The organism is Mesorhizobium sp. M0340, from assembly GCF_040321535.1.
Taxonomy (GTDB): domain Bacteria; phylum Pseudomonadota; class Alphaproteobacteria; order Rhizobiales; family Rhizobiaceae; genus Mesorhizobium.
Genome location: NZ_JAMYRR010000006.1, coordinates 125624 through 137552, shown reverse-complemented (window position 1 = coordinate 137552; position 11929 = coordinate 125624). Strand labels below are relative to the sequence as shown.

The 11929-nt window shown below is 60.7% G+C and carries 16 protein-coding genes and 1 pseudogene; 4 read left to right on the top strand and 13 right to left on the bottom strand.

Annotated elements, in window-relative coordinates; translation table 11 throughout:
* The first annotated feature begins 12 nt into the window (after nt 1-12).
* Nucleotides 13-630: a uracil-DNA glycosylase family protein gene (locus tag NKI79_RS11400; protein WP_502895591.1), complete on the top strand. Its 618-nt coding sequence runs from the start codon at nt 13-15 to the stop codon at nt 628-630.
* A gap of 196 nt (nt 631-826) precedes the next feature.
* Nucleotides 827-1318: an Lrp/AsnC family transcriptional regulator gene (locus tag NKI79_RS11395; RefSeq protein ID WP_006333679.1), complete on the top strand. Its 492-nt coding sequence runs from the start codon at nt 827-829 to the stop codon at nt 1316-1318.
* An 11-nt stretch (nt 1319-1329) separates the two neighbouring features.
* Here NKI79_RS11395 and NKI79_RS11390 read toward each other — a convergent pair whose 3' ends face one another.
* The 11 genes and pseudogenes from NKI79_RS11390 to NKI79_RS11340 all read right to left on the bottom strand — a co-directional run bounded on the left by NKI79_RS11390 (nt 1330) and on the right by NKI79_RS11340 (nt 9410).
* Nucleotides 1330-1902 carry a DUF3299 domain-containing protein gene (locus NKI79_RS11390; protein WP_352478880.1) on the bottom strand — a complete coding sequence of 191 codons (573 nt, stop codon included), beginning with the start codon at nt 1900-1902 and terminating at the stop codon, nt 1330-1332.
* A 68-nt stretch (nt 1903-1970) separates the two neighbouring features.
* A complete protein-coding gene (locus tag NKI79_RS11385) occupies nt 1971-2552 on the bottom strand; it encodes a GNAT family N-acetyltransferase (RefSeq protein ID WP_352801602.1) in 582 nt (193 codons plus the stop codon).
* On the bottom strand, nt 2512-3216 hold the full coding sequence (locus NKI79_RS11380) for a DNA alkylation repair protein (protein WP_352801600.1): 705 nt from the start codon (nt 3214-3216) through the stop codon (nt 2512-2514). The genes NKI79_RS11385 and NKI79_RS11380 overlap by 41 nt, the downstream gene beginning before the upstream one ends.
* Before the next feature lie 9 nt (nt 3217-3225).
* Nucleotides 3226-4101 (bottom strand): annotated as a pseudogene (locus tag NKI79_RS11375) (NAD(P)-dependent oxidoreductase); the annotation flags it as partial.
* A gap of 58 nt (nt 4102-4159) precedes the next feature.
* Complete coding sequence (locus NKI79_RS11370) at nt 4160-4987, bottom strand: ABC transporter permease (protein ID WP_352801598.1); 828 nt, start codon at nt 4985-4987, stop codon at nt 4160-4162.
* The gene (locus NKI79_RS11365) at nt 4984-5697 is read right to left on the bottom strand and encodes an ABC transporter permease (protein ID WP_254817256.1); all 714 of its coding nucleotides are present in this window, start codon (nt 5695-5697) and stop codon (nt 4984-4986) included. The genes NKI79_RS11370 and NKI79_RS11365 overlap by 4 nt, the downstream gene beginning before the upstream one ends.
* 116 nt (nt 5698-5813) lie before the next feature.
* Nucleotides 5814-6596, bottom strand: a complete 783-nt coding sequence (locus tag NKI79_RS11360) for an ABC transporter substrate-binding protein (RefSeq protein WP_254817255.1) — start codon at nt 6594-6596, stop codon at nt 5814-5816.
* Nucleotides 6597-6808: 212 nt separating this feature from the next.
* Nucleotides 6809-7318, bottom strand: coding sequence for a molybdopterin-guanine dinucleotide biosynthesis protein B (gene mobB, locus NKI79_RS11355; protein ID WP_352801596.1), 510 nt, complete (start codon nt 7316-7318; stop codon nt 6809-6811).
* Entirely contained in the window at nt 7315-7944 is a 630-nt protein-coding gene (mobA, locus tag NKI79_RS11350) for a molybdenum cofactor guanylyltransferase MobA (RefSeq protein ID WP_352478875.1), read from the bottom strand. Before mobA ends, mobB begins: the two co-directional genes overlap by 4 nt.
* A 65-nt stretch (nt 7945-8009) precedes the next feature.
* The gene (locus NKI79_RS11345) at nt 8010-8930 is read right to left on the bottom strand and encodes a DMT family transporter (RefSeq protein ID WP_352540518.1); all 921 of its coding nucleotides are present in this window, start codon (nt 8928-8930) and stop codon (nt 8010-8012) included.
* Between the two features lie 123 nt (nt 8931-9053).
* Nucleotides 9054-9410 (bottom strand): hypothetical protein, encoded by a 357-nt coding sequence (locus tag NKI79_RS11340; RefSeq protein ID WP_352478873.1) that lies wholly within the window; start codon nt 9408-9410, stop codon nt 9054-9056.
* Between the two features lie 258 nt (nt 9411-9668).
* On the opposite strand from NKI79_RS11340, the gene NKI79_RS11335 reads away from it, so the two are divergent.
* The gene (locus tag NKI79_RS11335) at nt 9669-10025 is read left to right on the top strand and encodes a hypothetical protein (RefSeq protein ID WP_352801593.1); all 357 of its coding nucleotides are present in this window, start codon (nt 9669-9671) and stop codon (nt 10023-10025) included.
* A 5-nt stretch (nt 10026-10030) separates the two neighbouring features.
* Nucleotides 10031-10333 carry a hypothetical protein gene (locus NKI79_RS11330; protein ID WP_352801591.1) on the top strand — a complete coding sequence of 101 codons (303 nt, stop codon included), beginning with the start codon at nt 10031-10033 and terminating at the stop codon, nt 10331-10333.
* 51 nt (nt 10334-10384) lie between these two features.
* Here the strand turns inward: NKI79_RS11330 and NKI79_RS11325 are convergent, their stop codons facing one another.
* Nucleotides 10385-10858 carry a hypothetical protein gene (locus tag NKI79_RS11325; protein WP_352801589.1) on the bottom strand — a complete coding sequence of 158 codons (474 nt, stop codon included), beginning with the start codon at nt 10856-10858 and terminating at the stop codon, nt 10385-10387.
* A 55-nt stretch (nt 10859-10913) separates the two neighbouring features.
* Nucleotides 10914-11909, bottom strand: a complete 996-nt coding sequence (moaA, locus tag NKI79_RS11320; RefSeq protein ID WP_352478871.1) for a GTP 3',8-cyclase MoaA — start codon at nt 11907-11909, stop codon at nt 10914-10916.
* Nucleotides 11910-11929: the final 20 nt, after the last annotated feature.

Below are 11929 nucleotides of genomic sequence, written 5' to 3'. Positions count from 1 at the left end.
AACGAGTCCCAAATGAGCGAACAGTTGGAAGCCCTGGCGGCGAGGGTGCGTGCCTGCCGCATCTGCGTCGATAAGCCAGCCGGCAGGCCGTTGCCGCACCAGCCGCGTCCGGTGCTCCGGCCATCGTCGAGCGCCCGCATCCTGATCGCCAGCCAGGCGCCGGGTACCAAGGTCCACATCACAGGAATGCCGTTCACCGACGCCTCCGGCGACCGGCTGCGAAGCTGGCTGGGCGTCGGCAGCGAGGAATTCTATGATACGGACAAGTTTGCCATCGTGCCGATGGGTTTTTGCTTTCCCGGTCAGGACGCCAAGGGCGCCGACCTGCCGCCGCGCCGCGAATGTGCGCCGGCCTGGCGCGCATTGCTGATGGCGCTGATGCCGCAAGTCGATCTGGTACTGACGATCGGCATCTACGCCCAAAGCTGGCATATGGGCGCGGCGCGCCGTCCCTCGCTGACAGAAACAGTCATGGACTGGCGCGCCATCTGGGCAGCGTCGACTGACCCGAAGATCGTGCCGCTGCCGCACCCGTCCTGGCGCAACACCGGCTGGCTGAAGCGCAATCCCTGGTTTGAAATGGATTTGCTGCCCTTTCTGAGATCGGAAATCCGCTATCGCCTCGGCTAAGCGTTCAGCAAGAAATCACTCGCTTTTGCGCTATTAAACAGAATTTCTTTCTTGTAATAGGCTTGAACAAGAGGGAATATGGTAATCTATTCCTCGAAGCGCGTCGCATGACGGGACGCGCGTTAAATTCTTGTTTTCATGCATGTCGTTGTGCCAAAGCCGCGCATTTTGACGATTTGCGTCAGGGGAGCACCCAATGGACCGCCTCGATAGAAAAATTCTCCGCCTCCTGCAGGAGGATGCGACGCTTGCAGTCGCCGACGTCGCCAAGAAGGTCGGCCTGTCGACGACGCCGTGCTGGCGGCGCATCCAGAAGCTCGAAGAAGAGGGCGTCATCAAGCGGCGCGTTGCCATCCTCGATCATGAAAAGGTCAATGTGCGGGTGACGGTGTTCGTCTCGATCCGCACCAATTCGCACAGCCATGAATGGCTGCGGCGCTTTTCGGAGGTCATCCAGGAATTCCCGGAAGTGGTCGAATTCTACCGCATGAGCGGCGACGTCGACTATCTCTTGCGCGTCGTGGTGCCCGACATCGCCGCCTACGACGCCTTCTATAAGCGGCTGATCGCCAAGATCGAGATCCGCGACGTGTCGTCTTCCTTTGCCATGGAGCAGATCAAATACACGACCGAGATGCCGCTGGATTACATGGTGCTCGACAAGGAGTCCGGCGCCAACGCCGCCTGAGATTTTTCTGCTTAGTTTTTCTTTTTGTTGAGGAAAGTCCAGGGCGAGTTGACCGGCAGCGTGATCGTGTCCGGCACGGTGCCGACGTCGACCACCTCGGCCTTGCGCACAGCGTAGCCCGACTGGATGACACTTACACCGTCAAGGATAAAAAGCTGACTCTTCTCCATGCCGGGCTGCAAGGCGCCGGTCACCGAAACCGGCTGGTAGGCCTCAGACATCCGGTAGGGTTGGGCAGGCGTAACGAGGACGATCTGGTTGGGCGGCGGCGTCGGCATATGGCTGCAGGCCCCCGTCCAGGGCACCAGCAGGAATTGGTAGACGAGATCACCGTCGCGATCGACCGGCAGTGCATAGCCCGCGAGTTGTACGGTCTTGTCCTGCAAGTTGAGTGACAGCGTTTCGCCATGATCCGGCATTTTGGCCGCGATCATCGGCAGCCCGACGCTTTCGGCGGCTGCCTGGCTCGCCGGGCGCAGATCCTTCCAGAAAATATGCATCGTCCCGGCGCAAGCGTTGCCTGCGACAACAGAGGCGAACACTGCGGCTGCCAGCGTCGCGCCTGACTTGAGACGGTTTTTCATTCCTGCTCCACTGCTGAGCCTTGATCTGCGGCCTATGCCAGCAAGTAAAGCTGCCGCTGTCGCCAAGGTCAACGTTCAAGCCGCATGACATGCCGGCGCGAGCCGGTCATGCCGATCTCGCGAAAGCCGCGGGCGACGAACATGTCGCGAAAACCCATGAAGCTGTAGCTCGGCGATGCCTGGTCGACCGGATAAGCCTCGATCGTCGTGGCACCTTTGGCAAAGACGTGATCGATGGCTGCATCAAGCAATGCGCTTGCCAGCCCGCCGCCGCGCAACGCTCTCGGCACAAAGAAGCAGACGATCGACCAGATCCCGGCCTCGCGGTCGTCCTGCTGCCGTGACAACTTGCGGTAGGTCTGGCGCGGCGCGACCAAGCACCAGCCGACGGTCCGGCCATCGAACTGGGCGACAATGCCGACCGGTGTGCCGGCGTCGATCAGCGCCATCATCGCGCGTTTCTTCTCGTCGTTCTCGACATGCTCGCGGCGGTCGAGATTGCGCCAAGCCATACACCGGCAGTATTTCGGCCCGCCGGGTTGCTCGAACAGGTTTTCGAAATCGGCGCGCGTCGATTGCGTCACCTCCGTGAAGCGCACTTCGCTCAGGTCAAGCTTTTCTGGCGGCGAGCCGTTCGAGCGTCTTGGCATCGGAAAGTTCCTTCACGGCATCCTTGCCGATCCAGCGAGCAGTCCTGTCTGTCGAGGCCGCCAGTTTTAGCGACACGGCAAGGGCATGGCCGTGCAAATTCATCGATCGCTTGCCGATCGAACGAAGCGCCCAGTTCACGGCCTTCTTCACAAAATTGCGGCCGTCGGTCGCATGCGCTTCGATGATCGGCAGGAATTCGAGGAAGGTCGTCTCGGGTTCCTCCTTCCGGTGGACCACCGACCAGGCCATCATCGCAAAAGCCGTGCGTCGAACAAATTCCCGTTCGTCGACCGCGAATTCGGCGATCAATTCCTTCCAGCAATCCGTATCGACAAAGAGATCGGAGACCCCGTCGACGATATCCCACGAGTCGAAAGTCGCCGCCCATCGTCTTGCATCCGCGGCGGAGAACCGCTCCGGATCGGCTGTCACGGAAGCGATGAACTGCGCCTCCATGATGCCTGTCTGCCAAAGCTCAAAGGCACGCTCATGGTTGCGCTTGATTTTCTTGGCAATCTGCCGCTGCACGCCATGCGAGATACCGAGCGCACGTTCGATCTTGATGCCGTAGCGCAGCATGCCAAGTCGATTTTCCTCCGAGGCGATCGAGCGCAGATGAGCGACAATTTCATCGGCGCTGGATTGAGGCGAAAGCTCGGCCACGGCGAAATCCTATTTCTCCAGCCGCGCCAGCAGCGAGGACGTGTCCCAGCGCTTGCCGCCCATCGCCTGCACGTCCTTGTAGAACTGGTCGACGAGTGCCGTCACCGGCAGTTTGGCGCCGTTGCGGTCGGCCTCGGCGAGGCAGATGCCAAGATCCTTGCGCATCCAGTCGACGGCGAAGCCGAAATCATATTTGCCGGCATTCATCGTCTTGTGCCGGTTCTCCATCTGCCAGGAACCGGCCGCACCCTTGGAAATCACCTCGATGACCTTTTCGATGTCGAGCCCAGCCTTCTTGCCGAAATGAATGCCCTCGGCCAGGCCCTGAACGAGGCCGGCGATGCAGATTTGGTTGATCATCTTGGTGAGCTGGCCAGCCCCGGCCGGTCCCATCAATCCGACCATGCGGGCATAAGCATCTATGACAGGCTTCGCCCTGTCGAAGGCGTCGGGCTCGCCGCCGACCATCACGGTCAGCATGCCGTTCTCGGCGCCTGCCTGACCGCCGGAGACCGGGGCGTCGAGGAACGAACAGCCGAGCGCTTGCGCCTGCTGCGCCAGTTCGCGCGCGACCTCGGCCGATGCGGTGGTGTTGTCGATGAAGATGGCGCCTTTCATCATGGAATTGAAGGCGCCTCCGGCGTCGGTCGTCACCGAGCGCAGGTCGTCGTCATTGCCGACGCAGGAAAAGACGAAATCCTTGCCCTCGGCCGCCTCGGCTGGCGTCGCGGCGAGGCTGCCGCCATACTGGGCAACCCACTGCTCGGCCTTCGCCCTGGTGCGGTTGTAGACGGTGACGTCGTGACCACCCTTATTCTTGAGATGCCCGGCCATCGGATGGCCCATGACGCCAAGACCGAGAAATGCCACCGAAGCCATGTTTTCGAATCCCTTAGAAGCCTGCTTTGCGGTCTTCTTACCGGATCAGACAAGGCGATGGGAGTCAGCGGTGCAGATGGATGGTGATGCGGCGTTCGATCCACTCAACGCCGTGGCGCAGTGTTTCAACGATGACCAGATAGATGATCGCCGCCCAGATATACGACTGGAACTCGAACGTGCGCGCATAGGTGAGCTTTGTAATCCCCATCAAATCGTAGACCGTGATGATGGCGACGATTGCCGAGCCCTTGATCATCAGGATGATCTCGTTGCCATAGGGGCGCAGCGCCACAATCAACGCCTGCGGCAGGATGATTTTCCACATCGTCTGTAGTTTATGCAGGCCGAGCGAGGCGGCACCTTCCCATTGGCCCCGCGGCACGCTCTCGATCGCGCCACGCAAGATCTCGGCCTGGTACGCGGCCGTATTCAGCGAAAAGGCGAAGATCGCGCAGTTGAACGCTTCGCGGAAGAAGCCCCATAGTCCGACCATCTCGAGCTCCGGCCGGAAGGAGCCGACCCCGTAGTAGACCAGGAAGGTCTGCGCCAACAGCGGCGTGCCGCGAAAGAAATAGACATAGGCATAGGCGAACCCCGAAAGGATCGGGTTCTTCGACATGCGTGCATAGGCGATCGGTACCGACAGGATCGCGCCAAGCACAATCGAGATGGCAACCAGCAACAGGGTGATGCCGAGGCCGGATATGTAACCGGGTGCATATTTCTGGAAGAACTCCGGGTTCCACGCAGCGACCAGGTAGACGACCATGCCAATGCCGAGAGCGATCCACAGGCCGACCAGGACATGGCCGAGGATGCGTTGGCGCGACCAGCCGCGTGCGGGCGGCGGCGGCCGGTCGACCTTCAGCGCGTCGGTGGCAAAGCTCATCTCTTGACCTCGCTGCCGCCGACCGCTCGTTCGATCGCGTTGATGCCGAAGGAGGAGACGATCGCCAGCAGGAGATAGATCAGGCCGGCAAAACCGTAAAACAGGAACGCGTGCTTGGTGACGCGAGCGGCAACCCCGCTCTGGCGGAGGATCTCGTTGAGGCCGACGGCCGAGACGAGGGCGGTGTCCTTGAGCAGGATAAGCCAGAGATTGGCAAGTCCGGGCAACGCGATGCGGATCAACTGCGGCAGCACGATCAGCCGCATAGTCTGGCCGCTGGACAGGCCAACCGAATAGCCTCCCTCATATTGCCCTTTTGGAATGGCGCGGAACGCGGATAAAAACACCTCGCTGGAATAAGAGGAAAAAATGAAGCACAGCGCGATCATACCGGCGACGAAGCTGTTGACGTCGGCGGACGTTCCGGGGCTCACCAGCCGGACAAAGTACTGCAGGATCAATGGGATGCCGAAGAAGATCAGAAACAGCGTGAGCAGCTCGGGTATTCCGCGAAAAATCGTGGTGTAGATGTTCCCGGCCAGTCTCAGCGACGGCTCTTCCGACTGTTTGGCCAGCGCCACGAAAAAGCCGAGCGTCAGCCCGAAGGGCAGAGTGGCCAGCGCAAGACATACCGTAACAAATACACCCGCAGCGATATCGTCGAGCCAGCCTTCGGGTCCCCAACTGAGAAGCGTCAGTGCGCTCTGCATCCGCCTGCCTGTTCTCCTTTAGGCTGTGAGACCCGTACCGCATCACCCCTGGTGCGCGGCAACCTTATAAGAACGGCGGGAATCTCCCGCCGTTCACGTCTTCCTATGTCGGTCGATCAGGACTCGCCGCCATAAACATCATATTTGAAGTATTTGTCGTTGATTTCCTTGTACTTTCCGTTTGCGCGGATGGCGTCGATCGCCGCATTGAACTTGTTGACGAGGTCGGTCTCGCCCTTGCGCACGGCAATGCCGGCGCCCGGACCGTGGATTTCGATAACCGGCTTGATTGTGCCGACCAGCTTGCAGCAGGCGCCGTCCGGCGAATCCAGCCATTGCTGCAGCACGACGACGTCGTCATTGGCGGCATCGAGCCGACCATTGGCCAGATCGAGCTGGTATTCCTGTGCGGTCGGGTAGGGCTTGACGGTGCTTTCGGTATAAGTCTTGGTCGAATAGTTGAAATGCGTGGTGGACGCCTGCACGCCGATCGTCTTGCCGGCCAAATCTTCCTTGGTGACACCCTTGATGTCGGTGTCCTTGGGCGCGGCGATCGCCGGCGGCGTATTGTAATATTTGTGGGTGAAGTCGACCTTCTCGGCGCGTTCCGGCGTGATCGACATCGATGCGACGATGGCGTCGAACTTGCCTGCCTGAAGGGCTGGAATGATGCCGTCCCAGTCCTGCGCGACGAAGGTGCACTTCACCTTCATCTCGTCGCACAGCGCCTTGGCGATGTCGATATCAAAGCCCACGAGTTGGCCGTCGGCGGTGAGGTTGTTGAATGGCGGATACGCTCCCTCGGTGCCGATCCTCAAGGTTTTTTCCTGGGCCTGGGCAACGCCAAGCGTCAGCAGCGCAGCCGAAGCGGCGAGCGCGATACGCAGTGCAATACGCATAATGGTCCTCTCTGTTGGTCCCGGCCGTCGTTCCCGAACGGCTCTGTGGGCGGTGCTTTTGACCGCCCGCTGGCGCGATACTCCCATTGTTTCCCAAGAAAAAGCAACTGCAAAAACCGTCGCTTGAGGGAAGGTCATGTTCAGAAAACGGTGACGTTGGGTCAAACGCCTAAATGGAGAGAAAGTGGCCGGAACCCCCTGCGGCCGCGATCTCAGCGCGTCAGGCCGGTGGCGCGCTCGATGAAGTCAGCTATCGAATTCGTGTCGTCGAGATCGAAGGCCGGCAGGTCTTCGCCGACAATGTGGAAGTCGGAGGCGATGGCGACAACGTGCGGATCGGCTGCAGAGAGCGGTGTCCGGTCCTTGGCCTCGAGCCGTCGCGTCTCGATTTTCTTGTGCGCCTCGCGCTTGTAACCCTCGACCAGCACGATATCGGAGGGTGCCAGCCGTGACAGGATCGCGTCCAGCGTCGGCTCGTCCTCGCCGCGCAATTCGTGCATCAGCGCCCAGCGCCTGCCCGACACGACCGCGACCTCCATCGCTCCCGCCTGCCGGTGGCGAAAGCTGTCCGCTCCGGGTTTGTCGATGTCGAAATCATGATGGGCGTGTTTTACCGTCGACACTTTCCAGCCGCGCCGGACGAGCTCGGCCACCAGCTTTTCGGTCAATGTCGTCTTGCCGGAGTTCTTCCAGCCGGTGATGCCAAAGATACGTCTTTTCATGGCTCGATGCTCTGCAACAGATGCGCGGCCTGGGCAAGGTCGTCGGGAGTGTTGATGTTGAAGAACGGATCGATCTCGGCTCCGCCGGATTTCAGGATGGGAAATTCCACCTCGACAAAACCGTGCCGGTCGATGAACGCCGCAACGCGCCGGTTGTCTTCCTCGACGAGAAATTGTCGCAAGGCCTGATCTAACCCTAGCGGCCACAGTGCAAAGGTCGGATGTCGTTTTCCGCCGGAACAGGAGACCGCGATAGAGCCCGGGCGCGCATAGGCTGCTGCGAGCAGCCGCTCGACCATGTCCTTGGGCAGGAAAGGCGTATCGCCGGCAGCCGTGACCAGCGCCTGGCAGGCCGTGTCGGAAGCCCATTCGAGGCCGGTCAGTATCCCGGCAAGCGGCCCGGCATAACCTTTGACGGTGTCGGCAAGCACCGGAAGCCCCGTCGCGGCAAACCGTGTCGGATCGCCATTGGCGTTTAGCGCAAGCGGGCCGACCTGCGGGCCAAGGCGCGAAACGACACGGTCGAGCAGGGTGCCGTCGCCAAGCGCAAGCAGGGTCTTGTCGCCGCCACCCATCCGGCTCGATCGGCCGCCGGCCAGAATGATCCCTGCGATATGTCGGCCCATCGTTTGCTGCCTAGACCCAATGACCAAAATCCAGTTTTCAAATCGGACAGTCGTCGACAGTCATCCTATATGCCGTCCGGCGCCATGTCCGGTCCAGTGCTTTCGGCGGCTGTTTTTCGCCGGCCGACGATCCGTTCGCGGTAGAGTGCATAGAGGCCTGAGGCGATGATGATCGTGGCACCGACGATCATCGGCAGATCCGGGACATCGCCGAAGATCGTGAAGCCAAGCAGGATCGACCAGAGCAGGGCGGTGTAACGGAACGGCGCGATGAAGGAGATATCGCCCACCCGCATCGCCGTGATGATGAAGTGGTAGCCGATGAGCACGAGCACTGCCGCCAGCGCCAGAAACGCCGTGCTTTGTCCTGTCATCGGTGTCCAACCGCCCATCGGTGAAAGCAATGCCGCGCCCAGAAACGTCATGGCAAGGGCGGTGGCGCTCGACACCAGCAATGTCGGAATTGCCTGCGGTATCCGCTTGGTGGCGAGATCGCGCACCGCACAGCATGCCACGCTAGCCAGCGCCAGCAGAGAAAAGACGCTGAACCCTTCGAAGCCCGGCCGCACGATGATCAGCACGCCGGCAAAACCGACGGCAATAGCCAGCCAGCGCCGCCAGCCGACGCCCTCGTTGAACACAAGCGCTGCGCCCATCGTTACCGCCAGCGGCAGCGCCTGCAGCACGGCGGAGACATTGGCGATCGGAAGATGCGCCAGAGCAACCAAGAACGACACCGTGGCGCCGGCCTCGCTGGCAACGCGCAGCGCAACGGTCGGCTGCAGCATCGAACCTGGCCGGGCAAGCGCGCCGCGTTGCCACGCAAGCAGGCCAACGAAAAGCGAAGCGAAGGCGCCGCGGATCAGCATGACCTGCGCCATGTTCATCGATTCCGACGAGAATTTGGTGATAGCGTCGTTGAGGGTGAAACCAGCCATGGCCACCATCATGAACAACGCGCCGCGCAGGTTTGGCGAAAGAGGCAAGGCAGATTACCGGGTGAATCCTGCAGCAAGCGTCTAGCAGGCACCCGCAAAACAGCAACGTCAAAGGGCTGGGCCACAGCCTTTCTATGGCCCGTAACATCTGTCGCGCAAGAGCGGCAGGGCTTATTTGGGCGTCAGTACCTCGGTGCCGTTGCCTTCCTTACCGGCAATCGTCCACAGGCCACGCAGCGAGCCGTCGTCCTGCACCTTGTAGACGACAAGACCGACCGCCTTGCCCATGACATAACCGGCGGAGAAGGCATCGTCGTTGCGCATGCAGATGCCGTCCGAGGACGAGCCGCCCGTCTCCCAATGGATCGTGCAGGTCGTCTCGCTGGTCAGCGTGATCGTCGCGTTGCCACCATAGGACGATCCATCGAAATTGGTGCCGGCCACGGCATAGGTGCCGCCGATCGACTGGGCCGCCGCGGGCAGGGCCGCGAGGCTGAGCAATGCAAGAGAAAGAATGAGTTTGCGCATATCGTATTCCCCCACTGGGCGAAGAACCGCTCCAGAGCAGAGGCTAGGCTCGAATGGGCTTGCGGTAAATCCGGTGACCGTTTGCGGACAAGACCTTTTCTGGGTGTGACCCCGAAAGGTGCCCTTTTAAAGGTTCGGTTCGGATAGCAAATCGATCACACTGCCGCTCGAGGAAAATTCTCGACGAGATCAATTTGCTCGGCAAGAGTCGCCAAATTGGTCATTGTAGGCCTCTGATCTTGTCCGGGGAGGTGGTCCATGACGAATGCACGAGGCAATGCGGCCAGGCTTGGCACAGGCAGCAGGCGGCACGTTTCGTCGGCTTTCCGGTTCTCTTCTGCACTGGCGGTCATCTTCATGGCGATAGCGCCTGCGTTGGCCGAGAACGGCGCTTCGGCGTCGGCAGTCGAACGGATGTCCACGCCGGGTCACGAAGCGAATGAGCTCGCTCGCCGCATCGGGAAATGGAACGTCGTCAACACGATCTGGCCAACCCCCGGTGCGCAGCCGATCGTGATGACCGGGCTGGTGGCCGAACGTACGATGATCGGCCCCTTCATGCAGGAGGTGATGCGCCCGGCGCCCGGGTCGAAAAGCCGGACTTCCAGCGGATAGCCTATTTGAGCTATGACCGGGTGGAGGGCCGCTGGAAGTATGTCTCCATGGACACCCGTTTCCCGGCAGGGATCATGCCCGCCTGGAGTTTTGGTGGCGAGGAGGACGGCAAGATTTCACTGCTTTTCGAGCCGCTTGGTTTCGTCGGCTTCGGGCCCGAGGTCGAAGGGCGATTCACGGCCTCCGATTTCATCATTTCCAGGGACGGCGACAATCACGAAGTGGCCGAGCAACACTTCCTCCAGGCCAATGGCAGCGGCAAACAATGGCTTGCCGTACGATACGACTACACGCGCCAACAACCGTGACTCGCAAGCAAAAACAATAGGCTGCGAATAAGTTCTGACGTTGCCGGATGCTCACGGTCCCTTGAGGCTACCGGCGATCGCATCGACGAGCGGGTCGTATTTCGATTTCAGGGCTCGCGGGTAGTCGATCCAGACCGTGCGGATGACACCGTCTTTTCCGAACAGGCGGCGTTCGTAGAAGATGTTCCCGCCTTGGATGCCCGACAGCACCGCCCAGTCCTTGCCGGTCTTGCTGTAGGTGATCCTGTAGCCAGGTTCCTTGCTGGCCCTCTCGGCGGAGACGAAGGCTGTCGGGGTGTCATCATCGACATTGAGAATGCCTGAACAGATCAGGCTGGCGCCATCAGCAGTGAGCCACTGTTGTCCATCACCATTATCCGGCTCAGGCTGGCGAAGAGTGAAGATTTCATCCGGAAAGGTGCAGACGGTACCGAAGCGCTCGTTCGTATAGGTAAATGACGCGGCAACTGCCACGGTCCCCGCCATCACTCCGAAAAACGTCAGGACTACAAGAAACCGCTGCACGCCTTGCCTCGCGCTGATACCAAGGCGATTGTTCTTGCACGAAATCGGCTAAAAATCAGCCGCCGGTGACGCTCATATGCCGCGACACCGACGGACGGTTGGTGCGGCGATCGATGATGAAGTCATGGCCTTTGGGCTTGCGGTCGATTGCTTCGTCGATGGCATCGGCGACCAGCTCGTTGCCTTCCGACGCACGCAGTGGCGCGCGCAGGTCTGCGGCATCTTCCTGGCCGAGGCACATGTAAAGGGTGCCGGTACAGGTCAGCCGGACCCGGTTGCAGCTTTCGCAGAAATTATGCGTCATCGGCGTGATGAAGCCCAGCCGCCCCCCGGTCTCGGCGACATGGACGTAGCGGGCCGGGCCACCGGTCTTGTAGGGAATATCGCTCAGCGTGAATTGGCGCTCGAGTGCTGCACGCAGCAGCGACAGCGGCAAATACTGATCGGTGCGGTCGGCATCGATCTCGCCCATCGGCATGGTTTCGATGACCGTCAGATCCATGCCGCGGCCATGCGCCCAGCGTAGCATGTCCGGCAATTCGGCGTCATTGAAGTCCTTCAACGCCACCGCGTTGAGCTTTACCTTCAGCCCGGCCGCCTGCGCGGCGTCGATGCCATCCATGACCTTGTCCAGATTGCCCCAGCGGGTGATCTGTCGAAATTTGTCGGCATCGAGAGTATCGAGCGAGACGTTAATGCGTTTGACGCCGCAGTCGGCGAGCTCGGCGGCAAAGCGGGAAAGCTGCGATCCATTGGTGGTCAGCGTCAGCTCTTCCAGCGCACCGCTCTCGAGATGCCGCGAAAGCTGGCGCACAAGATGCATGATGTTCTTGCGTACCAGCGGCTCACCGCCGGTGAGGCGGAGCTTGCGCACGCCCTTTTCGATGAAGACCGTGCAGAGCCGGTCGAGCTCTTCCAGCGACAGCAGGTCCTTCTTGGGCAGGAAGGTCATGTCCTCGGCCATGCAATAGGTGCAGCGAAAATCGCAACGGTCGGTGACCGACACGCGCAGATAGGTGATCGTGCGACCGAAAGGATCGATCATATCCATGCTTATGCGCTTCCCGTGGC